Annotated in this window: 21 protein-coding genes; 16 read left to right on the forward strand and 5 right to left on the reverse strand. The window is 71.2% G+C overall.

Features of this window, described 5'->3' with window-relative positions; genetic code table 11:
• Positions 1-43 precede the first annotated feature (43 nt).
• On the reverse strand, positions 44-325 hold the full coding sequence (locus ACIP6U_RS13570) for a DUF397 domain-containing protein (RefSeq protein ID WP_401716030.1): 282 nt from the start codon (positions 323-325) through the stop codon (positions 44-46).
• A complete protein-coding gene (locus tag ACIP6U_RS13575; protein ID WP_401716972.1) occupies positions 285-1,133 on the reverse strand; it encodes a helix-turn-helix domain-containing protein in 849 nt (282 codons plus the stop codon). The genes ACIP6U_RS13570 and ACIP6U_RS13575 overlap by 41 nt, the downstream gene beginning before the upstream one ends.
• A gap of 123 nt (positions 1,134-1,256) precedes the next feature.
• Between ACIP6U_RS13575 and ACIP6U_RS13580 the strand changes: the two genes are divergently transcribed.
• The 8 genes from ACIP6U_RS13580 to ACIP6U_RS13615 are packed head-to-tail and all read left to right on the forward strand — an operon-like array spanning position 1,257 to position 11,417.
• Positions 1,257-2,066 (forward strand): TIGR03084 family metal-binding protein, encoded by an 810-nt coding sequence (locus tag ACIP6U_RS13580; protein WP_401716033.1) that lies wholly within the window; start codon positions 1,257-1,259, stop codon positions 2,064-2,066.
• Positions 2,063-3,766, forward strand: coding sequence for an acyclic terpene utilization AtuA family protein (locus ACIP6U_RS13585; protein ID WP_401716036.1), 1,704 nt, complete (start codon positions 2,063-2,065; stop codon positions 3,764-3,766). The genes ACIP6U_RS13580 and ACIP6U_RS13585 overlap by 4 nt, the downstream gene beginning before the upstream one ends.
• On the forward strand, positions 3,763-5,361 hold the full coding sequence (locus tag ACIP6U_RS13590) for an acyl-CoA carboxylase subunit beta (protein WP_401716039.1): 1,599 nt from the start codon (positions 3,763-3,765) through the stop codon (positions 5,359-5,361). The genes ACIP6U_RS13585 and ACIP6U_RS13590 overlap by 4 nt, the downstream gene beginning before the upstream one ends.
• A gap of 7 nt (positions 5,362-5,368) precedes the next feature.
• Positions 5,369-7,225 carry an acetyl/propionyl/methylcrotonyl-CoA carboxylase subunit alpha gene (locus tag ACIP6U_RS13595; protein WP_401716040.1) on the forward strand — a complete coding sequence of 619 codons (1,857 nt, stop codon included), beginning with the start codon at positions 5,369-5,371 and terminating at the stop codon, positions 7,223-7,225.
• A gap of 56 nt (positions 7,226-7,281) precedes the next feature.
• Positions 7,282-8,445, forward strand: coding sequence for an acyl-CoA dehydrogenase family protein (locus ACIP6U_RS13600; protein WP_401716043.1), 1,164 nt, complete (start codon positions 7,282-7,284; stop codon positions 8,443-8,445).
• Between the two features lie 29 nt (positions 8,446-8,474).
• Entirely contained in the window at positions 8,475-10,043 is a 1,569-nt protein-coding gene (locus ACIP6U_RS13605; RefSeq protein WP_401716045.1) for a 4-coumarate--CoA ligase family protein, read from the forward strand.
• Positions 10,040-10,804, forward strand: coding sequence for an enoyl-CoA hydratase family protein (locus ACIP6U_RS13610; RefSeq protein ID WP_401716048.1), 765 nt, complete (start codon positions 10,040-10,042; stop codon positions 10,802-10,804). The genes ACIP6U_RS13605 and ACIP6U_RS13610 overlap by 4 nt, the downstream gene beginning before the upstream one ends.
• A gap of 7 nt (positions 10,805-10,811) precedes the next feature.
• The gene (locus tag ACIP6U_RS13615) at positions 10,812-11,417 is read left to right on the forward strand and encodes a TetR/AcrR family transcriptional regulator (protein ID WP_401716050.1); all 606 of its coding nucleotides are present in this window, start codon (positions 10,812-10,814) and stop codon (positions 11,415-11,417) included.
• A gap of 57 nt (positions 11,418-11,474) precedes the next feature.
• Here ACIP6U_RS13615 and pdxH read toward each other — a convergent pair whose 3' ends face one another.
• On the reverse strand, positions 11,475-12,143 hold the full coding sequence (gene pdxH / locus ACIP6U_RS13620) for a pyridoxamine 5'-phosphate oxidase (RefSeq protein WP_401716053.1): 669 nt from the start codon (positions 12,141-12,143) through the stop codon (positions 11,475-11,477).
• A gap of 297 nt (positions 12,144-12,440) precedes the next feature.
• Here pdxH and ACIP6U_RS13625 point away from each other — a divergent pair, with 297 nt between their 5' ends.
• On the forward strand, positions 12,441-13,553 hold the full coding sequence (locus ACIP6U_RS13625) for a citrate synthase 2 (RefSeq protein ID WP_401716056.1): 1,113 nt from the start codon (positions 12,441-12,443) through the stop codon (positions 13,551-13,553).
• Between the two features lie 18 nt (positions 13,554-13,571).
• On the opposite strand, the gene ACIP6U_RS13630 is transcribed toward ACIP6U_RS13625, so the two are convergent.
• On the reverse strand, positions 13,572-14,513 hold the full coding sequence (locus ACIP6U_RS13630) for an isopenicillin N synthase family dioxygenase (RefSeq protein WP_401716057.1): 942 nt from the start codon (positions 14,511-14,513) through the stop codon (positions 13,572-13,574).
• A gap of 490 nt (positions 14,514-15,003) precedes the next feature.
• Between ACIP6U_RS13630 and ACIP6U_RS13635 the strand changes: the two genes are divergently transcribed.
• The 3 genes from ACIP6U_RS13635 (at position 15,004) to ACIP6U_RS13645 (ending at position 17,750) form a co-directional block, all read left to right on the forward strand.
• A complete protein-coding gene (locus ACIP6U_RS13635) occupies positions 15,004-15,771 on the forward strand; it encodes a GNAT family N-acetyltransferase (protein WP_401716061.1) in 768 nt (255 codons plus the stop codon).
• Entirely contained in the window at positions 15,764-16,204 is a 441-nt protein-coding gene (locus ACIP6U_RS13640) for a GNAT family N-acetyltransferase (protein ID WP_401716063.1), read from the forward strand. Before ACIP6U_RS13635 ends, ACIP6U_RS13640 begins: the two co-directional genes overlap by 8 nt.
• Before the next feature lie 139 nt (positions 16,205-16,343).
• Positions 16,344-17,750, forward strand: a complete 1,407-nt coding sequence (locus ACIP6U_RS13645; RefSeq protein WP_401716066.1) for a PAS domain-containing protein — start codon at positions 16,344-16,346, stop codon at positions 17,748-17,750.
• 64 nt (positions 17,751-17,814) lie between these two features.
• Here the strand turns inward: ACIP6U_RS13645 and ACIP6U_RS13650 are convergent, their stop codons facing one another.
• Positions 17,815-18,567, reverse strand: coding sequence for an SIS domain-containing protein (locus tag ACIP6U_RS13650; protein ID WP_401716068.1), 753 nt, complete (start codon positions 18,565-18,567; stop codon positions 17,815-17,817).
• A gap of 294 nt (positions 18,568-18,861) precedes the next feature.
• Between ACIP6U_RS13650 and ACIP6U_RS13655 the strand changes: the two genes are divergently transcribed.
• From ACIP6U_RS13655 to ACIP6U_RS13670, 4 genes are all read left to right on the forward strand, one after another.
• A complete protein-coding gene (locus ACIP6U_RS13655) occupies positions 18,862-19,554 on the forward strand; it encodes a metal-dependent transcriptional regulator (protein ID WP_124004016.1) in 693 nt (230 codons plus the stop codon).
• Positions 19,555-20,128: 574 nt separating this feature from the next.
• The gene (locus ACIP6U_RS13660; RefSeq protein WP_401716071.1) at positions 20,129-21,064 is read left to right on the forward strand and encodes an alpha/beta fold hydrolase; all 936 of its coding nucleotides are present in this window, start codon (positions 20,129-20,131) and stop codon (positions 21,062-21,064) included.
• 218 nt (positions 21,065-21,282) lie between these two features.
• Positions 21,283-21,825: a VanZ family protein gene (locus ACIP6U_RS13665; RefSeq protein WP_401716975.1), complete on the forward strand. Its 543-nt coding sequence runs from the start codon at positions 21,283-21,285 to the stop codon at positions 21,823-21,825.
• A 62-nt stretch (positions 21,826-21,887) separates the two neighbouring features.
• The gene (locus ACIP6U_RS13670) at positions 21,888-22,586 is read left to right on the forward strand and encodes a response regulator transcription factor (RefSeq protein WP_401716074.1); all 699 of its coding nucleotides are present in this window, start codon (positions 21,888-21,890) and stop codon (positions 22,584-22,586) included.
• Positions 22,587-22,594 lie beyond the last annotated feature (8 nt).

Here is a 22,594-nt window from a genome sequence, read left to right on the forward strand (position 1 = left end):
CGGGGTGCGCGGGATTTTCGGCGCCCCTTTGCAGACCCAGGGATCAGCTTGCCGAAAGGCCCTTGACGGCGGCGCGGACGAAGGCGGTGAAGGCGGCAGGGGTGAGGGTGAGGGCCCCGGCCGAGGGGTTCTTGGAATCGCGGACGGCTATGTGGGGGGTGAGTTCGGAGACCTCGACGCACTCGCCTCCGGTGTCCCCGCTGTAGGAGGACTTGAGCCAGGCGGCCGAGCCAAGAGGGGCGCACTCGACGCAGTCGCCCCCGGTGTCCCCGCTGTAAGACGACTTACGCCAGGTCGCGCCCGTCAGGTTCCGGTTGGTTGCCATACCGCTCCTCCATCACACGGGCGATCAGAGCCGCCGAGTCGTCAACGGAGAACGCGGCGGCCTGCAGATGATCGTAACGGACCGAACCCTCCTTGACGGCTTCCGGATTGGCCGTCATGTGCCCCTGCACGAAGTCCTCGGTGTAGACGATGTCGGGGTCATTGGTGAAACGCAGAAGGTTGAAGGAGCCCATCAGGCCCGTGTGCGCTCCCGCGCCGAACGGGAGGATCTGGATCTCCAGCCACCGCCGCTTCTGCATCGCCAGGATGTGCGCCAGTTGCTCGCGCATGACTTCCCGGCCACCCACTTCCTGGTGCAGTACCGCCTCACTCAACACCACCCACATCACCGGCGGTTCGTCCCGATCCAGAATCCGTTGGCGGTCCAGCCGAGCTGCGACCTTGCCGTCGATGTTCCCTTCGTCCCGTGCGCCGAGCACCGCGCGAGCGTACGCGGGTGTCTGAAGCAGTCCGTACACCAACTGCGCCTGGAAGCTGGAGATGTACGCCGCCTTCGACTCCATCTCCGCATACGGCTGGAACCAGTTCGGCAACTGACTCCGCAGCACCAACCCGACCAACCTTGAAAACGTCCCGTCCGTCCCCAACCCCGCGTCGACCCGTTCGGAGAACTCCCGCGTCGGCACCTTCAACGTCGTCTCGATCTGTCCGATCAGTGATCCCGAACAGAAGACGATCGAGCCCAGCTGCGCCAGCGTCATCCCCGCCGCCTCCCGATGCCGCCGCAGCTCATATCCGTAGTAGTCCAACGGCGACGCACTGGGGTCGAGCTCCCGAATGTTGGCCACAGTCACCACCACCTCCAATCACCGAGAGTAGCCACAAGACCACACGTCGACATCGAGGTTGTGGAAAACCAAATCAATACAAGCACGCTTGATTGGTTCTGGCGTCGCTGCCATGCTCCTCCCATGGCCGACCCCACGCCCGTCATCGACGACCTGCGCGCGGAGAGCGAGGAACTCGACGCCCTTGTGGCCGAGTTGCCCGCGGAGCGCTGGGCTCTGCCCACTCTCGCCGCCGGTTGGACCGTCGCTCATCAGATCGCGCATCTCGCCTGGACCGATCACCACTCCGTGCTGGCCGTGACCGACCGGGAGGCCTTCTCCCGTGAGGTCGAGAAGGCGTTGGCCGAGCCCGGCGAGTTCGTGGACAACGGGGCGGAGGCGGGGGCGGAGAAGGCGCCGGCGCAATTGCTCGCGGACTGGCGTGCCGGGCGGGAGGCGCTCGACCACGCCTTGCGCGCCGCCCCCGACGGTGCTCGTTTCCCCTGGTACGGGCCGCCCATGGCCACCGCCTCCATGGCCACCGCCCGGCTCATGGAGACCTGGGCCCATGGCGGGGACGTCGCCGACGCGCTCGGTGTCGACCGCACCCCCACCGACCGGCTCCGGCACATCGTCCGGCTCGGCGTCCGTACCCGTGACTACGCGTTCGGCGTGAACGGGGCGCAGCCGCCGTTCGAGGAGTTCCGGATCGAACTCACCGCACCCTCAGGGGACTTGTGGGTCTACGGCCCCGAAGACGCCGCCGACCGCGTCACCGGCCCCGCCCTCGACTTCTGCCTCCTTGTCACCCAGCGTGCCCACCGAGCCGATCTCGCCCTGCACGCCGACGGCTCCGACGCCGACCGCTGGCTCGACCTCGCCCAGGCCTTCGCAGGGCCGCCGGGACCCGGCCGCGCCCCGAAGGGTTCCGCCCCGAAGGGAACCGGCCGGTGACCGCACCTGAGGTCCACCCTCTCCGCATAGGCAACGCCTCCGGTTTCTACGGCGACCGTTTCGACGCCCTGCGCGAGATGCTCACCGGCGGCGAACTGGACGTCCTCACCGGCGACTACCTCGCCGAACTGACCATGCTGATCCTGGGACGGGACCGGCTGAAGGATCCGTCCGGCGGTTACGCCCGTACCTTCCTGCGGCAGTTGGAGGAGTCCCTCGGTCTCGTCCACGAGCGCGGGGTGAAGATCGTCAGCAATGCCGGTGGGCTGAACCCGGCCGGACTTGCCGGTCGTGTACGGGAGTTGGCCGACCGGCTCGGCATCCCCGTTCGCGTCGCCCACGTCGAGGGCGACGACCTCACCGCCGCCCACCCCGGCAGCCTCGCCGCCCACGCCTACCTCGGCGGCTTCGGTATCGCCGAGTGTCTGCGGCAGGGCGCGGACATCGTCGTCACCGGGCGCGTGACGGACGCGGCCCTGGTCACCGGTCCCGCCGCCGCCCACTTCGGCTGGCAGCCGGGGGCGTACGACCGCCTGGCGGGCGCCGTCGTCGCCGGCCACGTGCTGGAGTGCGGGACCCAGGCCACCGGCGGCAACTACGCCTTCTTCGCCGAGACGTTCGCCAAGGCCCCCGGAGACCTCCGCCGCCCCGGCTTCCCCCTCGCCGAGATCCACGAGGACGGCACCTGCGTCATCACCAAGCACCCCGGCACCGGCGGCCTCGTCGACGTCGGTACGGTGACCGCCCAGCTGCTGTACGAGACCCAGGGCGCCCGGTACGCCGGACCCGACGTCACCGCCCGCCTCGACACGATCAGGCTCAGCCCGGCCGGGCCGGACCGGGTCCGTATCGACGGCGTGCGCGGCGAGGCCCCGCCGCCCACCCTCAAGGTCGGCCTCAACCGCCTCGGCGGCTTCCGCAACGAGGTCGCCTTCGTCCTCACCGGCCTCGACATCGAGGCCAAGGCCGCCCTCGTGCGCGAGCAGATGGAGCCCGCGCTCGCCAAAGTCGCCGACGCACGCTGGGAGTTGGCCCGCACCGACCGCCCCGACGCCGACACCGAGGAGACCGCCAGCGCACTGCTGCGGCTCGTCGTACGGGATCCGGAGGAGCGGGCCGTCGGACGTGCGCTGAGCGGGGCGGCTGTGGAGCTGGCCCTCGCCAGCTACCCCGGCTTCCATGTGCTCGTCCCGCCCGGAAAAGGCTCGCCCTACGGGGTCTTCGAGGACGCGTACGTGCCGCAGGGAGACGTGGCCCACGTGGCGGTGCTCCCCGACGGGCGACGGATTCCGGTGGCACCGGCGCTCGAAACCGTCGTACTGGAAGAGCCGCCGCAGCCCCCGCTCCCCGCATCCCCGCCCTCGACTCCCGCCCGCCGCGCCCCCCTCGGACTCGTCGCCGGGGCGCGCAGTGGTGACAAGGGCGGGAACGCCAACGTCGGTGTGTGGGTGCGGACCGACGAGGCCTGGCAGTGGCTCGCGCACACCCTCACCGTCGAGCGGTTCCGTGAACTCCTGCCGGAGACCGCCGACTTGACCGTCGTACGGCACCCGCTCCCCAACCTCCGCGCCCTGAACTTCGTCGTCGAGGGAATCCTCGGCGCGGGCGTCGCCGCCCAGCACCGCTTCGATCCGCAGGCCAAGGCCCTCGGCGAGTGGCTGCGCTCCCGCCACCTGGACATTCCGGAGGCCCTCCTGTGACGGTCATCGACTCCGCCCTGGACGTCAACAGCCCCGACTACCGCGCCCATCGCGAGGCCCTCCTCGCCAAGCTCGCCGATCTCGACACCGAGCATGCGAAGGCATTGGCCGGCGGCGGACCCAAGTACGTCGAACGGCACCGCAAGCGCGGCAAGTTGCTCGCCCGGGAGCGCATCGAGCTGCTGCTGGATCCGGACACGCCCTTCCTGGAGTTGTCGCCGCTCGCGGCCTGGGGCAGTGACTACGCCGTGGGCGCCTCGCTCGTCACCGGGATCGGCGTCGTCGAGGGCGTGGAGTGCCTCATCACCGCCAACGATCCCACTGTGCGCGGCGGCGCCAGCAATCCCTGGTCGCTCAAGAAGGCCCTGCGCGCCAACGACATCGCGCTCGCCAACCGGCTGCCCTGCATCAGCCTGGTGGAGTCCGGCGGGGCCGATCTGCCGTCCCAGAAGGAGATCTTCATCCCCGGGGGCGCCATCTTCCGTGATCTGACCCGGCTTTCGGCCGCCGGGATCCCCACGGTCGCGGTCGTCTTCGGCAACTCCACGGCCGGCGGCGCCTACATCCCCGGCATGTCCGACCACGTCATCATGGTCAAGGAGCGCGCCAAGGTCTTCCTCGGCGGTCCGCCCCTGGTCAAGATGGCGACCGGCGAGGAGAGCGACGACGAGTCGCTGGGCGGCGCCGAGATGCACGCACGCGTGTCGGGGCTCGCGGACTACTTCGCCGTCGACGAGCAGGACGCGCTGCGCCAGGCCCGGCGGGTGGTGGCCCGGCTCAACCACCGCAAGGCGTACGAGGATCCGGGCCCGGCCGCGCCGCCCAAGTACGACGAGGACGAGCTGCTCGGCGTCGTCCCGGGGGACCTGCGCGTCCCCTTCGACCCGCGCGAGGTCGTCGCCAGGATCGTCGACGGCTCCGACTTCGACGAGTTCAAGCCGCTGTACGGGACGAGCCTGGTGACCGGCTGGGCGACCCTGCACGGCTATCCCGTCGGCATCCTCGCCAACGCGCAGGGCGTGCTGTTCAGCCAGGAGTCCCAAAAGGCCGCCCAGTTCATCCAGTTGGCCAACCAGCGCGACATCCCGCTCCTCTTCCTGCACAACACCACCGGCTACATGGTCGGCAAGGAGTACGAGCAGGGCGGCATCATCAAGCACGGCGCGATGATGATCAACGCGGTCAGCAACAGCCGCGTACCGCACCTCTCCGTCCTCATGGGCGCCTCGTACGGGGCCGGGCACTACGGCATGTGCGGGCGGGCGTACGACCCGCGCTTCCTCTTCGCCTGGCCCAGCGCCAAGTCCGCCGTCATGGGCCCGCAGCAGCTCGCCGGCGTCCTGTCGATCGTCGCCCGCCAGTCCGCGGTCGCCAAGGGCCAGCCCTACGACGACGACGCGGACGCCGCCCTGCGCGCCATGGTCGAGCAGCAGATCGAGTCCGAGTCGCTGCCGATGTTCCTGTCCGGGCGGCTGTACGACGACGCCGTCATCGACCCGCGCGACACCCGAACCGTCCTCGGCCTGTGCCTGTCCGCCGTCCACACCGCGCCCTACGAGGGCGCGCGCGGTGGCTTCGGCGTCTTCCGGATGTGAGGTCCCAGTGAGTGATTCCATCGCTTCCGTCCTGGTGGCGAACCGGGGCGAGATCGCCTGCCGGATCTTCCGCACCTGCCGTGAACTCGGCATCCGCACCGTCGCCGTGCACTCCGACGCGGACGAGAACGCGCTCCACGCACGCGTGGCCGACGCGGCCGTACGGCTGCCGGGATCCACGCCCACGGACACCTACCTGCGCGGCGAGCTGATCGTGAAGGCGGCCGTCGCGGCGGGCGCGGACGCCGTGCACCCCGGCTACGGCTTCCTCTCCGAGAACGCCGACTTCGCACGCGCCGTCCTGGACGCGGGACTTGTATGGATCGGGCCGCCCCCGGAGGCGATCGAGGCGATGGCCTCCAAGACCCGCGCCAAGCACCTCATGGGCCTGGAACCGCTCAAGGAGGTCACCGAGGCCGACCTGCCCGTCCTGGTCAAGGCGGCCGCGGGCGGCGGTGGACGCGGCATGCGGATCGTCCGCGAACTGTCCGCCCTGGACGACGAGTTGGCCGCCGCCCGCGCGGAGGCCCTGAGCGCCTTCGGCGACGGCGAGGTCTTCGTCGAGCCCTACGTGGAGGACGGCCGCCACGTCGAGGTGCAGATCCTCGCCGACACCCACGGCACGGTATGGGCCCTCGGCACCCGGGACTGCTCCCTCCAGCGCCGCCACCAGAAGGTGATCGAGGAGGCCCCGGCGCCGGGCCTCTCCGAGGAACAGGCGCGGGAACTGCACGAGTCGGCGGTACGCGCCGCCCGCGCGGTCGCCTACGAGGGCGCCGGAACGGTCGAGTTCCTGGTCGCTCCCGACGGCAAGGCTCACTTCCTGGAGATGAACACCCGCCTCCAGGTCGAACACCCCGTCACGGAAGCCGTGTTCGGCGTGGACCTGGTGGCCCTGCAACTGCGGATCGCCGAGGGCGAGCCCCTCGACACCGACCCGCCCCCCGCCCGCGGCCACGCCATCGAGGCCCGCCTCTACGCCGAGGACCCGGCCCACGACTGGACCCCGCAGACCGGCACCCTGCACCGCCTCGCCGTCCCGGACTCCGTCCGCCTCGACACCGGCTACACCGACGGCGACGACATCGGCGTCCACTACGACCCGATGCTCGCCAAGGTCGTCGCCCACGCACCCACGCGCGCGGAGGCCGTCCGCAGACTCTCCGGCGCCCTGGAGAACGCGGTCGTCCACGGCCCCGTCACCAACCGCGACCTCCTCGTACGCTCCCTGCGCCACAAGGAGTTCACGACCGCGCAGATGGACACGGGCTTCTACGACCGCCACCTCACGACACTGACCGAGCCCGCCCCCGACCCGCACGCCCCCTTGGCCGCGGCCCTCGCCGACGCCCACGGCCGCTCCCGCTTCGGCGGCGGCTGGCGCAACCTCGCGTCCCAGCCACAGCTCAAGCGGTACGCGGCGAACGGCACCGAGCACGAGGTCCAGTACCGCCACACGCGGGAGGGCCTGACCGCGGACGGGGTGCGCGTAGTGCACGCCGATGCCGACCTCGTCGTACTCGAAGTGGACGGCGTACGAAGGAAGTTCGAGGTAGCGAGGTACGGCGACCAGGTGTACGTGAACACGACCGCGCTGACCGCTCTGCCTCGTTTCCCCCTTCCGACGGCCCAACTGGCACCCGGCTCCTTGGTTGCCCCCATACCGGGCACGGTGGTCAAGATCGCGGAGGGCTTGAAGGTAGGAGCAGCGGTCCAGGCCGGAGACCCCCTCCTCTGGCTGGAGGCGATGAAGATGCAGCACAAGATCGAGGCCCCGGTCACAGGAACACTGACGGCTTTGCACGCCGTAACGGGCCAACAGGTAGAGCCAGGCTCTCTATTGGCAGTAGTACAGCCGACCTAGGGGCGCGGGGAACTGCGCGACCAGCCACATCAAACCCGCACCCCGAAGGAAACCGAATGACCCACATAGAATCCGAAGAACACAAGGCCCTCCGATCCGCAGTCGCCGCCTTCGGCAAACGCTACGGCCGCGACTACATGACAGACATCGTCGACTCCGGCGGCTACCCCAAGGAACTCTGGCTGGAAGCAGCCAAGTTGGGCTACCTGGGCGTCAACCTCCCCGAGGAGTACGGAGGCGGCGGCGGAGGCATAGCCGAACTCTCCATCGTCCTGGAGGAACTCGGAACCGCAGGCGCCCCCCTCCTCATGATGATCGTCTCCCCGGCGATCTGCGGCACGGTCATCGCCCGCTTCGGCACAGCAGACCAAAAGCAGGAGTGGCTCCCCGCGCTAGCGGACGGCACCCGCACGATGGCCTTCGGCATCACCGAACCCGACGCCGGCTCCAACAGTCACCGCATCACCACCACCGCCCGCCGCGACCCCGACACCGGCGACTGGCTCCTGACCGGCCGCAAGGTCTTCGTCTCCGGCGTCGACATCGCGGACGCGACCCTGATCGTCGGCCGGACCGAGGACGCCCGCACGGGCAACCTCAAGCCCTGCCTGTTCATCGTCCCGCGGGACGCGCCGGGCTTCACGCGCCGGAAGATCGACATGGAACTGCACGGCGCGGAGAAGCAGTTCGAGCTGGCCCTGGACGACGTACGGCTGCCCGCCGAGGCGCTCGTCGGGGACGAGGACGCGGGCCTGCTGCAACTGTTCGCCGGGCTCAACCCCGAGCGGATCATGACGGCCGCGTTCGCGATCGGCATGGGCCGTTACGCCCTCGCGCGGGCCGTCGAGTACGCGCGCGAGCGTGCCGTCTGGAAGACCGCGATCGGCGCCCACCAGGCCATCGCGCACCCTCTCGCGCAGGCGCACATCGACCTCGAACTCGCCCGCCTGATGATGCAGAAGGCCGCGCATCTCTACGACGCCGGGGACGACGTCGGCGCCGGTGAGGCCGCCAACATGGCGAAGTACGCTGCCGGAGAGGCCTGTGTGCGGGCCGTCGACCAGGCCGTGCACACCCTCGGCGGCAACGGGCTCACCCGTGAATTCGGGCTCGCCACCTTGATAACCGCCTCCCGCGTGGCTCGTATTGCTCCGGTGAGCCGGGAGATGATTCTCAACTACGTCTCCCACCAGACCCTGGGCCTGCCCAAGTCGTACTGATCCAGCACAGCGTTGTGCGAGGAGGAACCGTGTTCCGCAGCGAGTACGCAGACGTTTCGCCCGTAGAACTCCCCATCCACGAGGCGGTGTTGGGGAGGGCCGCCGAGTTCGGTGACGCGCCCGCCCTGATCGACGGCACGAACGGCACCACGCTCTCGTACGAGCAACTGGACAGGTTCCACCGGCGGATCGCCGCCGCGCTGGCCGAGACGGGCGTGCGCAAGGGCGATGTCGTCGCCCTGCACAGCCCGAACACGGTGGCCTTCCCGACCGCGTTCTACGGGGCCACGCGTGCGGGGGCGTCGGTGACCACCGTGCATCCGCTCGCCACGGCGGAGGAGTTCGCCAAGCAGCTGAAGGACTCCGCGGCCCGCTGGATCATCACCGTGTCACCGCTCCTGGAGACGGCGCGCCGGGCCGCCGAACTGGCGGGCGGGGTCGAGGAGATCCTGGTCTGCGACAGCGCGCCGGGACACCGCTCGCTGATCGACATGCTGGCCTCCGACGCGCCCGAGCCGGTGGTCGACATCGACCCCGCCCAGGACGTGGCGGCGCTGCCGTACTCCTCGGGGACGACCGGCATACCCAAGGGCGTGATGCTCACCCATCGGCAGATCGCCACCAACCTCGCCCAGCTCGAACCGATGATGACGGCCGGCCCCGGCGACCGCATCCTCGCCGTGCTCCCCTTCTTCCACATCTACGGCCTGACCGCGCTGATGAACGCGCCGCTGCGCCAGGGCGCGACGGTCGTCGTGCTGCCCCGCTTCGAGCTGGACACCTTCCTCGCGGCCATCCAGGACCACCGCATCACCGGCCTGTACGTGGCGCCACCGATCGTCCTGGCGCTGGCCAAGCATCCGCTGGTCGAGCAGTACGACCTGTCGTCCCTGAAGTACATCCTCAGTTCCGCCGCCCCGCTGGACGCACAGCTCGCGGCGGCCTGCGCGCGGCGGCTCGGGCTGCCGCCGATCGGCCAGGCCTACGGCATGACCGAACTGTCGCCGGGGACGCACGTCGTGCCCCTGGACGCCGTCCGCGAGGCCCCGGCCGGCACGGTCGGCAAGCTCATCGCGGGCACCGAGATGCGGATCGTCTCCCTCGACGACCCCGACAAGGACCTCGACATCGGCGAGCCCGGCGAGATCCTCATCCGCGGCCCGCAGGTCATGAAGGGGTACCTGGGCCACCCCGACGACACCGCCGCGATGATCGACAAGGACGGCTGGCTGCGCACCGGTGACGTCGGTCATGTGGACGCCGACGGCTGGCTGTTCGTCGTCGACCGGGTCAAGGAGCTCATCAAGTACAAGGGCTTCCAGGTGGCCCCCGCCGAGCTGGAGGCCCTGCTGCTCACCCACCCGGGCATCGCCGACGCGGCCGTCATCGGCGCGTACAACGACCAGGGCAACGAGATCCCGCACGCCTTCGTCGTCCGCCAGCAGGCCGCGCCCGACCTCTCCGAGGGCGAGGTGATGATGCACGTCGCCGAACGCGTCGCCCCCTACAAGCGGGTCCGCCAGGTCACCTTCATCGACACCGTCCCGCGGGCCGCCTCCGGCAAGATCCTGCGCCGCGAACTCAGGGAGCGCACATGACGTTGATCGGACGGGCACGCACGCGTGGCGTCGAGACCCTCGCCCTGGACTCGCCGGCCAACCGCAACGCTTTGTCGGCCGCCCTGGTGGGTGAGTTGGCCGACGCGCTGACGGACTGCGCCAAGGACACCGACGTCCGCGCGGTCGTCCTCACCCACACCGGCAACACCTTCAGCGCGGGCGCCGACCTCAAGGACCCGCCGCACCCGGACGCCCTGGTGGGCCTGCTGCGGCAGATCGTGGAACTGCCCAAACCGGTCGTCGCCCGGGTCACGGGACACGTGCGCGCGGGTGGCCTGGGGCTGCTGGGCGCCTGTGACATCGCGGCGGCTTCGACCGCGTCGACGTTCGCGTTCACCGAGGTGCGGATCGGGGTGGCTCCGGCGGTCATCTCCCTGCCGCTGCTGCCCATCACCGACCCCCGCGCACTCGCCCGCTACTACCTGACCGGCGAGCGCTTCGACGCCCCCGAGGCGGCCCGCATCGGCCTGCTGACGGCGGCGGGCGAGGACGTGGACGTCGTACTGGAACCGATCCTGGACGGTCTGCGGCGCTCCTCGCCGCAGGGCCTGGCCGAGACGAAACGGCTGCTCACGGCTAGGGTGCTGGAGGCATTCGACCGGGACGCGGCCGATCTCACCGCGCTCTCGGCCCGGCTGTTCGCCTCCCCGCAGGCCCGCGAGGGGATGACGGCCTTCCTGGAACGACGGGATCCCGCCTGGGTGGATCCCGCGTGGGCGCGATCCACGGGGACGGTGTGAGCACGCGATGGGTGTGAGTACGGCGGAACGCGACCGCGCTCCCAAGCAGGACCGCAGCCGAGCCACCCGGCAGCGGCTTCTGGAGGCCGCCGTGGCCTGTCTCGCCGAGTACGGCTGGGCGGGCTCCACGGTCTCCGTGGTCGCCGAACGCGCCGGCGTCTCACGCGGTGCCGCCCAGCACCACTTCCCGACCCGCGAGGACCTCTTCACGGCGGCCGTCGAGTACGTCGCCGAGGAACGCTCCACGGCCCTGCGCGCCCTCTTCCCGGAGGGCGCAGGCGAGGACCGCCGGGTGGTCGTGTCCGCCCTGGTCGACCTCTACACGGGCCCGCTCTTCCGGGCCGCCCTGCACCTGTGGGTCGCCGCCTCCGACGAGGAGCAGCTGCGCCCGCGCGTGACGGAACTGGAGTCGCGCGTCGGCCGCGAGACCCACCGCATCGCGGTCGAGCTGCTGAATGCCGACGAGTCCAGGCCGGGCGTCCGCGAGACCGTCCAGGGTCTCCTCGACATGGCGCGCGGTCTGGGCCTGGCCAACCTGCTCACGGACGACCGCCCGCGCCGCGACCGCGTGGTGGCCCAGTGGGCGGCCCTGCTGGAGGGGGCGCTGGGCTGAGCAGCCCGGGCGCCCGGTCCCGTTGTCAGTGGCGGGAGCTACGTTTCGGACATGCCGTCACGGGCTCAGCCGCTCCACCCGCCAGCCGCCGTCCGGCTCGGTCGTGTAGCGCAGGCGGTCGTGCAGCCGGTTCTCGCGGCCCTGCCAGAACTCCACCGACCGCGGGGCCACCCGGAAGCCGCCCCAGTCCGGCGGGACGGGCACCTGCTCGCCCTCGGGGTAGCGGGCGGCGAGCTCCGCGTAGGAGGCGTCGAGCTCGGCGCGGGAGGCGATGACGCTGGACTGCGCGCTGGCCCAGGCACCGAGCTGGGAGCCGTGCGGGCGGGTGCGGAAGTACGCGGCGGTCTCGTCGCGGCCGGTGCGCCGGGCCACGCCCGAGACGATGACCTGGCGGGCCATCGGATGCCACGGGAAGAGCAAGGAGACGTAGGGATTCTCGGCGAGGTCGGTCGCCTTGCGGGAGCCGTAGTTGGTGTAGAAGACGAAGCCCTGCTCGTCGAAGTGCTTGAGCAGCACCGTGCGGGAGCTGAGCCGGCCCTCGGCGTTCGCCGTGGAGACGACCATGGCGTTCGGCTCGAAGAGCTGCGCCTCGGTCGCGGCCTGCTCGAACCAGCGGGCGAACTGCTCCACCGGGGTGGCGGCCAGGTCGGTCTCGGCGATGCCCTCGGCCCGGTACTGCTTGCGCATCGTGGAGGGATCGAGGGGGACGGCGTCTGGGTCGGTCACCTTGTCATCCTGCCGTATCGCGGGTGCCGTCCGACGCGGAGTCCACGACAGCCGAGTGGCACTCAGTGCCGCAGGGCTCCCCAAAGGTGACACTCCGGGATATCGTGCTGATGCCGTTCCGGTTGGATGACCGCCAGCCGCACGGGGCATCACCAGGACGGCCACACGGGCCGCGAGTCGGGACCGACCGCGGATCCACCGGCCGAGTCGCAGTTTCCGCCGTATGACACGCCGTATGACACATGGTCTTCCCACCCCATAGCGCCATCTGTCGCACACATCACGAGGAGCCGCCTGATGTCCGACTTCGACCCCTCCTTCGTACCTGGCCTCGAGGGAGTCGTCGCGTTCGAGACGGAGATCGCCGAACCGGACAAGGAGGGCGGCGCTCTGCGGTACCGGGGCGTCGACATCGAGGATCTGGTCGGCCACGTCTCGTTCGGCAACGTCTGGGGCCTGCTCGTCGACGGCGCCTTCAACCCCGGCCTGCCGCCCGCCGAGCCCTTCCCGATCCCCGTGCACTCCGGCGACATCCGGGTGGACGTCCAGTCCGCGCTGGCCATGCTCGCGCCCGTGTGGGGCCTCAAGCCGCTGCTCGACATCGACGAGGAGCAGGCCCGCGACGACCTGGCCCGCGCCGCCGTCATGGCCCTGTCCTACGTCGCCCAGTCGGCCCGCGGGCAGGGCCGGGCCATGGTGCCGCAGAGCGAGATCGACAAGGCGCAGTCCGTCGTGGAGCGGTTCATGATCCGCTGGCGGGGCGAGCCGGACCCCAAGCACGTGGCCGCCGTCGACGCCTACTGGACCTCCGCCGCCGAGCACGGCATGAACGCGTCCACCTTCACCGCGCGCGTGATCGCCTCCACCGGCGCCGACGTCGCCGCGGCCCTCTCCGGCGCCGTGGGGGCCATGTCGGGACCGCTGCACGGCGGCGCCCCCTCCCGCGTCCTCGGCATGATCGAGGAGATCGAGCGGACCGGCGACGCCGAGGCCTACGTCAAGCAGGCCCTCGACAAGGGCGAGCGCCTGATGGGCTTCGGGCACCGCGTCTACCGCGCCGAGGACCCCCGCGCGCGCGTGCTGCGCCGCACCGCCCGCGAGCTGGGCGCCCCGCGCTTCGAGATCGCCGAGGCACTGGAGAAGGCGGCCCTGGCGGAGCTGCACGCCCGCCGCCCGGACCGCGTCCTGGCCACCAACGTCGAGTTCTGGGCGGCCATCGTCCTGGACTTCGCGGAGGTCCCGGCGCACATGTTCACGTCGATGTTCACCTGCGCCCGCACCGCGGGCTGGTCGGCGCACATCCTGGAGCAGAAGCGCACCGGCCGGCTCGTGCGGCCGTCCGCGCGGTACATCGGCCCCGGCACCCGCAACCCGCAGGAGATCGAGGGGTACGGGGACATCGCGAACTGACCGACACCGCAACGGAGTTCACGCGGGAGTCAGGAGCCCCGCGTGATGCCGTTCCGCCACCAGCGGGTGCGCCCGCAGCTTGCCCTTCAGCTCGTGGTGGCCGTACTCGGCGAAGAGCGGGTTCGCGGGGTCGTCGGTCACGCCGGGGGCGGCCGAGGCGTACGGGAACGGGAGCGGTTCGATGCGGGCGTCCAGGCGCGGGTTGTAGAAGAAGGGCACGGAGAACCGCTCGGTGGCGCCGGGCGGGGACACCACCCGGTGGTCGGTGGCGATCAGGTACCCGCCGGTCGCCACCTCCAGCAGCTCACCCAGGTTGACCACGAACGCCCGCTCCAGCGGCGGCACATCGTGGTTCTGCGTCAGCAGGGTCAGAAAGCCGTGGTCCTTGCGGGCCGCCGCACGACGACCTACTCCGCCGCTGCCCGGGTGCCGCACGAGCTTGAGATGCGGATGCGCGTGCTCGCCGAGGACCGGGTCGTAGAAGTCGGCGGGCGCCCCGATCGCCGTGAGCAGTTCGTGCAGCAGTCGCCGGGCGACCGCGCTCAGCCGGTCGATCCAGGTCAGCGCGGCGGTACGGAGTTCGGGGAGGGCGGCGGGCCACTGGTTCGGCCCCTCCAGCCACCAGTAGGCGGGCTCGCCCGGCACCGGCACGCGCACGGGCCGCTCGGCGCCCAGGTCCAACTGGTCCCGTGTATAGCCGCGGAAATGGGGCGAGTTGACGTTGTCGAGGGCCAGCCGGTCGGCCTCGGGCAGCCGGAAGAAGGCACGCGTGGCCCGGATGAGCGCGTCGGCCTCGGCGGTCGGGACCCCGTGCCCGACGAGCTGGAAGAAGCCCACGTCATGGGCGGCGCTGTGCAGTTGGGCGTGGAGCAGCGCCCGGGCCTGGGGACCGCGGCCGGCGGCGGAGAGGTCGATGATCGGGAGCCGGTCGTAGGACGGAACCGTCGCGGGATGCGTCATGAGATGCGTCCGAAAGAAGAAGAATTGGGCATACGGGGGCTGGGTCAGGCGGAGCGCCGACAGCCCATGCTCGTGACGCGCACGTAGTCCACGTGCCGGCGTCGAACAAGCATCGGAAGCATTGGCCCAGACTACTGCGCGAGCAAGGATCCGTACCCCGCGCGGTTCAAGGTGGCCGGGGACTCCGTCATGAACGCAGACGACCCGCGAACTCGGGTCCCCCGCCTGGTGGCGGAGGAGCCGGCCGGACGTACCGGCGAGCTCGCGGGTCGGGTGACTGCACTGGATTGGGCCGGCTGCGTGCGACGCGCGCACGCTGGTCCGGCACCGCACAGGGTGGGGTGCTGGGCCTCAGCCCGCAGCCACCTCGCGCGTCCGGGTTTCACTCATGTACCCGATCACCTCCTCTCATGCGTGAGCCACACACTAGGAACCGATCGGCGACCGTTCAACCGATTTACCGGAAGAGGCTTCCGCCTACGATCACCGCATGAATCGACGTGATCCATCGGGGCCGGTCGTAGCCGCGTACGCCGCCGTGTTCGAGAAGCTGTCCGCCGCCACCACGGGCCGCACCCGCCGCGGCCCCGACGGGACGGTCCTGGCGATCTCCGGCGCGCGGATCGCCTCGCTGAACGCGATCATCAGCCCGTCCCCGGACCCGAGCGCCGACGAGATAGCCGCCCTGGCGGCCTCCGAGAGCCCCTGGGAGCTGCCCTGGAGCATCCACGTCCGCGGAGTGCCGACCCCGCCCGTCACCGCGCTGGCGGCCCGCCACGGCCTGACCCGCCTCACCCGCGAACCCCTCATGGTGCGCCACCCCGACCAGGGCCCGCCGCCGGAGCCGGAGATCGACTCCCTGGTCGTGCGGCCCGTGTCGGGCGACGAACTCGATCTCTACGCCGCCACCCTCGCGGACGGCTTCGAAGCACCGCGTGACCTCTTCGGGCTGCTCACCGATCCGTCCCTGGCGAAGATCGACGGCATGACGTTCTACCTGGCGGAACTGGACGGCGTACCGGTCGGCACGGGCATGGCGGCCGTCTCCGGCGAACTGACGGGCCTCTTCAACATCACCACCCTCCCGGCCCACCGCAGGCGCGGTTACGGCCGGGCGATCACCCTGGAAATGGTCCGCGCGGGCTTCACCGCCGGCGCCACCACCACCTACCTCTACGCGAGCGAGATGGGCGAGCCCGTGTACGCGGCGGCCGGCTTCCGCACCGAGGAGTACCTGACGGTGATCTCCGGTGAGTGATCTGCGGATCGAGACCGTACGGGGCGACGCCATGCTGGAGCAGTGGCGGCACGTCCACAACGTGATCGTGCCGCCGGCCGCCATGGACCTGGCCGGGGCGCGGGAGCGGGCGGAGCGGTATCTGCTGGCGAACGCCTACCTGGGGGACGTCCTCGTCGGGTGCTCCACCGTGCGGCCGCCGGAGCGGGCGGGCGGCGCGGCGACGGTCATCGCGCGCGTGCTGCCCGAGCACCGGCGACGCGGCCACGGGACGGTCCTGTACGAGCACGGTCTGGCCCACGCGCGCGTGCTGGGCGCCGGGGCGGTCGAGACGTGTGTGCTCGCCGTGAACGAGGACGGGCTGCGGTTCGCCGAGGCGCGTGGTTTCGTCGAGTTGGAACAGTACGTACTCGACGGGAAATCGGATGTGTGGATCGACCTGAGGTTGGGGTAGGCGCAGCCGGACGGCGGCGTACAACGATTCTCTCAATCTTGGGGAACTCGGTGTGGGCTGCGTCACGTTGAAGTTAGATGATTGTGAGTGAGCGAACCGACGCGCCGTACGTGCGGACGCAGCTTGGCAGGGGGTCCAGGTGAGTGCTTCCCGGCGTAGTGGGGCCACCGACGAACTCGGGCCCGATGAGCCCGAGCGGGCCGGCCCCGTGGGCCCGGACGGCTCGGATCTGCTCGCGGCGCTGCTGGACGGGATGGACGCGGCACTCTGCGCCTTCGACGCGGACGGGGTCGTCACCCACTGGAACCGCGAGGCGGAGCGGATCCTGGGCTGGACCGCGGCCGAGGCCGTCGGGCGGCAGGGGTTCGCCGGCTGGGCCGTGCGCAGCGCCGACGCCGAGGAGGTCGAGGCGCGGCTGATGTCCGCCATGGAGGCCCCCGGGCGCCAGGTGCACGAGTTCGCGCTGCTGACCAAGGACGGCGGGCGCGTGCTGGTGCGTACCCAGTCCGCCGCGGTGCGCGGCCCCGACGGGAAGCCCGCCGGGGTGTACTGCGCCTTCAGCGAGGTGCACACCCAGATCGACCTGGAGCGGTCCATCGCGCTCAGCGAGGCCCTCTTCGAGGACGCCTCCTGGGGTGTCGTGCTCGTCGACGCCGACCTGCGCCCCGCCGTGCTCAACGCGCACGCGGCCCGCTCGCTGGGCATCGGCCGCACCGCCGCGCTCGGCCGCCCCCTCGGTGAACTGCTCGCCCAGGGCGTCGAGGAACTGGAGAGCGCGCTCACCCATGTGCTCGCCGAGGGCGCGCCGCCCGCGCCGGCCGAGATCTGGGTCGGCGTGCGCACCCCGGAGGGCGAGCAGCGCCGCTGCTGGCGCTGCGGCTTCGTCCGGCTGGCCTCGCCGCTCGCCGAGGAGCCGGTGCCGCTGGGTGTCGCCTGGCTCTTCCAGGACGTGACCGAGAGCAAGCAGGGCGAGCAGGAGGCGGCCCAACTGCGCTTCCGCACCAACCAGTTGCACCGCGCCGCCCGGGCCGCCGCCGAGTGCGAGGACCCCGCGGAGGCGGCCACCGTCCATCTCGACTTCGCGCTCGCCGGCTTCGCCGACCACGCCCTGATCGACCGGGTGGCGGGCGGTTCGCTCGCCGACGGCGAGGCCACGGCGGCCCTGCGGCTTGTGCGGGTCGCGGCCACGCCCTCCGGGGCGCCAGGACCGAGCCTGCTGACCGGCCGGGCCGGGCTGCCCGTCCGGTACGCGCAGGGCCATCCCGCTCTGCAGTGCGTGGAGCGGACCGGGTCGGTGCGGGCCAGTGTGGGCGCGGTGCCGCCCGAGCAGGCCCGTGAGTGGGCGGCGGCCCGCCAGTGGCCGACGGACGCGGTGCACGCCCTGTGCGCGGTCCTGCGCAGCCGGGGCCGCACCCTGGGCGTCGTGACGTTCCTGCGCGGCGGCGCCCGCAGCCAGTTCGAGCGCGCGGACGCGGTGTACGCGGAGGACGTGGCGGTCCGGATCGCGGCGGCACTGGACCTGGCGGGGGCGACGGAAAAGACGTAGCGCGCGGGCCCGTACCCCCAGACTCCGTACCCCCAGACCCCGTATCCCCGGCCGCGTGCCGCCTCTACCGCTGGTAGAAGATCCGGTCCGCGTACTCCTTGAAGACGCGTCCGTTCCACTCGTGCCCGCCGTCGACGTTCCCGGACCGCAGCAGCGGGGGTTCGATGCCGCGGTCTGCCAGGGTCGCGGCGGTGGTGGCCATGACGGACTGGAGGATCGCCGAGGTGACGACCGTGGAGGCGGGGGCGAAGGGCGCCGGGATGGTGTCGAGGGTGAGTTCCGCGTCGCCGATCGAGATCTTCGAGTCGAGGACGACGTCGCAGTGGTCGCGCATGTACGTGCCCGAGGTGTGCCGGGACCGGGTCTCGGACGCGTACGCCACCGAGGTCAGGCCGATGACCTTCACGCCCAGCGCGCGGGCGTTCATGGCCATCTCGACCGGGAGGGCGTTGCGCCCCGAGAGGGAGATGATCACCAGCGCGTCGCCCGCGCGGATCGGCGAGGTGTCCAGGACCGCGCTCGCGAGCCCGTCCACCCGCTCCAGCGCGGAGCCCAGCGTGGCCGGGATCTCCACGCCGACGGCACCCGGCACGGCGAGCAGGTTCATCAGGGCGAGCCCACCGGCCCGGTAGACGACGTCCTGCGCCGCGAGCGAGGAGTGCCCTGCGCCGAAAGCGAACAGGCGACCGCCCGCGGCCACGGTGTCGGCGAGCAGCGTGCCGGCCGCGGCGATGCTCTCCGCCTCCTCTTCCCGCACCCGTTGCAACAGGCCGATCGCGGCGTCGAGGAACTGGTCGGCCGGTGTGCCGTCGCTCATGCGGGTCCTTCCAAGGCGGCGTGGGGCGGTCTGTGTCGCGGATCACGGTGCGGTCTGGACCAGCGCCCTGTCAATACGGCGGTGAGGCGCCGGCGGGACGGTGGTGAAGCGCTCGTCGCCGCACAGGCGACGTACCTGTGCGAATGTCGACGCAGACACCGCGGTGCCCCGCGTAACGCCTTGGTTTCAACGGCGCGGCACGGTTGTCAGTGCTATGCGTCAGAATTGAATCCAGGGCCAGCGCACGCGCCGGGAAGCCGTGGCGCTTCCGGCAGATCTCATCGAGGGGCACGTATGTCCGGACTGATCGACACCACGGAGATGTATCTCCGCACCATCCTCGAGCTGGAGGAGGAAGGTGTGGTCCCCATGCGCGCCCGGATCGCCGAGCGGCTGGACCAGAGCGGACCGACCGTCAGCCAGACGGTGGCGCGGATGGAGCGGGACGGACTGGTGTCCGTCGCCACCGACCGCCACCTGGAGCTGACGGACGAGGGCCGCAGGCTGGCCACGCGCGTGATGCGCAAGCACCGGCTGGCGGAGTGTCTGCTGGTCGACGTGATCGGCCTGGAGTGGGAGCAGGTGCACGCCGAGGCCTGTCGTTGGGAGCACGTGATGAGCGAGGCGGTGGAGCGCCGCGTGCTGGAGCTGCTGCGCCACCCCACCGAGTCGCCGTACGGCAACCCGATCCCGGGCCTGGAGGAGCTGGGCGAGAAGGACGGCGCGGACCCGTTCCTGGACGAGGGCATGGTCTCGCTGGCGGACCTCGACCCGGGCCTGGACGGCAAGACGGTCGTGGTGCGCCGGATCGGCGAGCCGATCCAGACCGACGCCCAGCTGATGTACACGCTGCGTCGCGCGGGCGTGCAGCCCGGCTCGGTGGTCAGCGTGACGGAGTCGGCGGGCGGAGTGCTGGTGGGCAGCGGCGGCGAGGCCGCCGAACTGGAGGCGGACGTCGCCTCGCACGTGTTCGTCGCCAAGCGCTGAGCGAGCAAGGAGCGAGCACGCGGCAGGCACGGAGCAAGCACCGAGCCGGCGACGAGTAAGCGCCGAGAGCGTTTCCTCGCGTCAACTGCCGTGATACGGGTGGCAGTTGCGAGGCTCCAAGATTCAGTCCGTCGAATCGCAGCGCTCGGACGCTTCGCGTGCAAGGCTGTCGCGTGAGGCATATGACCTGAGGGGGCGGGAAGATGTGCCGGAGACGTGCTGAGGGCCCCGGCGCCTTACGGCGCCGGGGCCTGCCCTCCCCTGTGCTGACCCGGAGCCCCGAGCTCCCAGGGTCAATCCCCTCGGACCGTTTTCCCCGAGTGGTCCGCCTCCCGCTCAAGATCTCCCCTCGGCAGCGGCGATCATTCCTTGAGGGGGGTCACTCAAACGAGGGGTGTTGCTCACGGAGAGAGTAACTTCGAATGCCCATTCGATAGCCTGCGAGTGACGCGAAACGCGGAATGTGCGCTTCAGGAGTGAGCGCGGAAAGGCAGCTGCACGGCAACGGCAGGACACGGTGCACAGGGCCGACGGCTCGTTCGGTCCGAGCGGAGCTAGGGGGGTGCCAGGACCAATGGCGCGGCGTATCGACGTGACCGGAGCGGGCGGCGTACGCCTCGCGGCCTGGGAGTTCGGGGACCCTCCCAAGAGCGACCCGGCCAAGCTCGTACCGGACCAGCGGGGACCCCTGGACCGACCCGGCCTCCCCGAGCGGACCGGCGGGGCGACCGGCGCCGAGGACACACCCGGCGTGCTCTTACTGCACGGCCTGATGGGCCGCGCCTCGCACTGGGCGTCCACCGCCCGCTGGCTCTCCGGACGCCATCGCGCCGTCGCACTCGACCAGCGCGGCCACGGCCAGAGCGACAAGCCCCCACAGGCCTCCTTCACCCGCGAGGCCTACGTCGAGGACGCGGAAGCCGCCCTCGAACAGCTCGGCCTCACCCCAGTCGTCCTCGTCGGCCACGCGATGGGCGCCCTGACCGCCTGGCAGCTCGCCGCCAAGCGGCCCGACCTGGTCCGGGGCGTGGTCATCTGCGACATGCGGGCCTCCGCCCTCGGCGCTGCCTCGCAGCGGGAGTGGGCGGACTGGTTCAGGGCCTGGCCGATGCCCTTCGCCACGCTGGCCGACGTACGCAAGTGGTTCGGCGAGGACGACCCCTGGGTGGAGCGGCCCAATCCGGCGCGCGGGGAGTTCTACGCCGAGGTGATGCACGAGTGCGCCGACGGCTGGCGGCCCGTCTTCGACCCCGACCAGATGCTCAAGACCCGGGAGACCTGGGTCTACGACGCCCACTGGGAGGAGCTGGCGCAGGTGCGGTGCCCCGCGCTGGTCGTACGGGGGCTGGACGGGGAGCTGGGCCGCGCGGAGGCGCAGGAGATGGTGCGGGTGCTGCCGCGCGGGGAGTACGCGGAGGTGGCCGACGCCGGGCACCTGGTCCACTACGACCAGCCCGAGGCGTGGCGCGCGGCCATCGAACCGTTCCTGGACGCGGTGCTCACCGTCTGAGACAGGGCGCCCGGAGGAGGCGTCGGGAAACGGATACGCCCGCGATACGGGCGCCCGTCTTCAATGAGGGCATGGACAACAGCACCTCCCTGCCGACCCGGGCCCCGCTCCCGGCCCCGCTCCCGCCCCGTCGTACGCGCGGGATCGTGATCGCCGGTCTGGCGGTCCTCGGTGTGGCGGCGCTCGCCGTGTTCGGCCCGCTGCGCGTGGTGCCGCGGATGCTGTCCATGCCGCTGCACTCACGGGAGTCGTTCGTCTGGTTCGGCACGTTCAACGGCATCGCCCTCATCACGGTGATCGCCCTGCCGCTCGCCGCGCTGACGGCATGGGTGCTGGCCCGTCGTCGTGCTGCCGCAGGCGACCCGTCGCCGTGGCGGACGTCGTCGGCCGAGGTCGGCATCGTCTACGGGACCGTGCCGTGGGTCTGGATGATCCTGCTGCCGGGCGACGAGGACGGCGCCGTCCTGAGCCTCGTACCGCTGCGGGACCTGGCCACGATGGACGCGGGCCAGATCGTCGGCAACCTGCTGGTCTTCGCGGCCCTGGGCTTCCTCGTCCCGCTGCGGTTCAGGGCTCTGGCGTCGGTCTGGCGGGTCCTGGCCCTCGGGGCGGCCTGCTCGGTGCTGGTCGAGACCGCGCAGTACGTCCTGCGCCTCGACCGGGTGTCCTCCGTGGACGACGTGCTGCTCAACGCGGCCGGCGCCGGGCTGGCCGCGCTGGCGTCACGACCGTGGTGGCGTGCGACGGCCGAACACTCGTAGAACTCGAGGACGTGTCGGGTTCGCATACGTCGGCGATATCCCGTCCTGCCTAGGCTGCGGGTATGCGTGTGCTAGTCGTGGAGGACGAGCCCTACCTGGCCGAGGCCGTCCGTGACGGTCTCCGGCTGGAAGCGATCGCCGCGGACATCGCCGGTGACGGAGACCTGGCCCTGGAGCTGCTGAGCATCAACTCCTACGATCTCGCGGTCCTCGACCGGGACATCCCCGGGCCCTCCGGCGACGAGATCGCCCGCCGTATCGTCGCGTCCGGCAGCGGCATCCCGATTCTCATGCTGACCGCCGCCGACCGGATCGACGACAAGGCCTCCGGGTTCGAGCTGGGCGCCGACGACTACCTCACCAAACCGTTCGAGCTGCGCGAACTCGTCATGCGGCTGCGGGCGTTGGACCGCCGGCGCGCGTACGCCCGGCCCCCGGTCAGCGAGATCGCGGGCCTGCGTCTCGATCCGTTCCGCCGGGAGGTCTCCCGCGACGGACGCCATGTCGCGCTCACCCGCAAGCAGTTCGCCGTGCTCGAAGTCCTCGTCGCCGCCGAGGGCGGTGTCATCAGCGCCGAGGAACTCCTGACCCGGGCCTGGGACGAGAACGCCAACCCGTTCACCAACGCCGTCCGCATCACCGTCTCCGCCCTGCGCAAACGACTCGGCGAACCCTGGCTCATCGCCACCGTGCCCGGCGTCGGCTACCGCATCGACACCGGCACGGACACACCCGAACACCCCGACGGCACCGACGAGTAGCCGCCGGC

The sequence above is a fragment of the Streptomyces sp. NPDC088794 genome, from assembly GCF_044750545.1.
In the GTDB taxonomy this organism is placed as follows: domain Bacteria; phylum Actinomycetota; class Actinomycetes; order Streptomycetales; family Streptomycetaceae; genus Streptomyces.

Coding starts and splice junctions, on each gene's coding strand:
- ACIP6U_RS13570 (WP_401716030.1), bottom strand. CDS start 325: ATGGCAACCAACCGGAACCTGACGGGCGCGACCTGGCGTAAGTCGTCT.
- ACIP6U_RS13580 (WP_401716033.1), top strand. CDS start 1,257: ATGGCCGACCCCACGCCCGTCATCGACGACCTGCGCGCGGAGAGCGAG.
- ACIP6U_RS13600 (WP_401716043.1), top strand. CDS start 7,282: ATGACCCACATAGAATCCGAAGAACACAAGGCCCTCCGATCCGCAGTC.
- ACIP6U_RS13610 (WP_401716048.1), top strand. CDS start 10,040: ATGACGTTGATCGGACGGGCACGCACGCGTGGCGTCGAGACCCTCGCC.
- ACIP6U_RS13615 (WP_401716050.1), top strand. CDS start 10,812: ATGGGTGTGAGTACGGCGGAACGCGACCGCGCTCCCAAGCAGGACCGC.
- ACIP6U_RS13625 (WP_401716056.1), top strand. CDS start 12,441: ATGTCCGACTTCGACCCCTCCTTCGTACCTGGCCTCGAGGGAGTCGTC.
- ACIP6U_RS13630 (WP_401716057.1), bottom strand. CDS start 14,513: ATGACGCATCCCGCGACGGTTCCGTCCTACGACCGGCTCCCGATCATC.
- ACIP6U_RS13635 (WP_401716061.1), top strand. CDS start 15,004: ATGAATCGACGTGATCCATCGGGGCCGGTCGTAGCCGCGTACGCCGCC.
- ACIP6U_RS13650 (WP_401716068.1), bottom strand. CDS start 18,567: ATGAGCGACGGCACACCGGCCGACCAGTTCCTCGACGCCGCGATCGGC.
- ACIP6U_RS13655 (WP_124004016.1), top strand. CDS start 18,862: ATGTCCGGACTGATCGACACCACGGAGATGTATCTCCGCACCATCCTC.
- ACIP6U_RS13660 (WP_401716071.1), top strand. CDS start 20,129: ATGGCGCGGCGTATCGACGTGACCGGAGCGGGCGGCGTACGCCTCGCG.
- ACIP6U_RS13665 (WP_401716975.1), top strand. CDS start 21,283: ATGCTGTCCATGCCGCTGCACTCACGGGAGTCGTTCGTCTGGTTCGGC.
- ACIP6U_RS13670 (WP_401716074.1), top strand. CDS start 21,888: ATGCGTGTGCTAGTCGTGGAGGACGAGCCCTACCTGGCCGAGGCCGTC.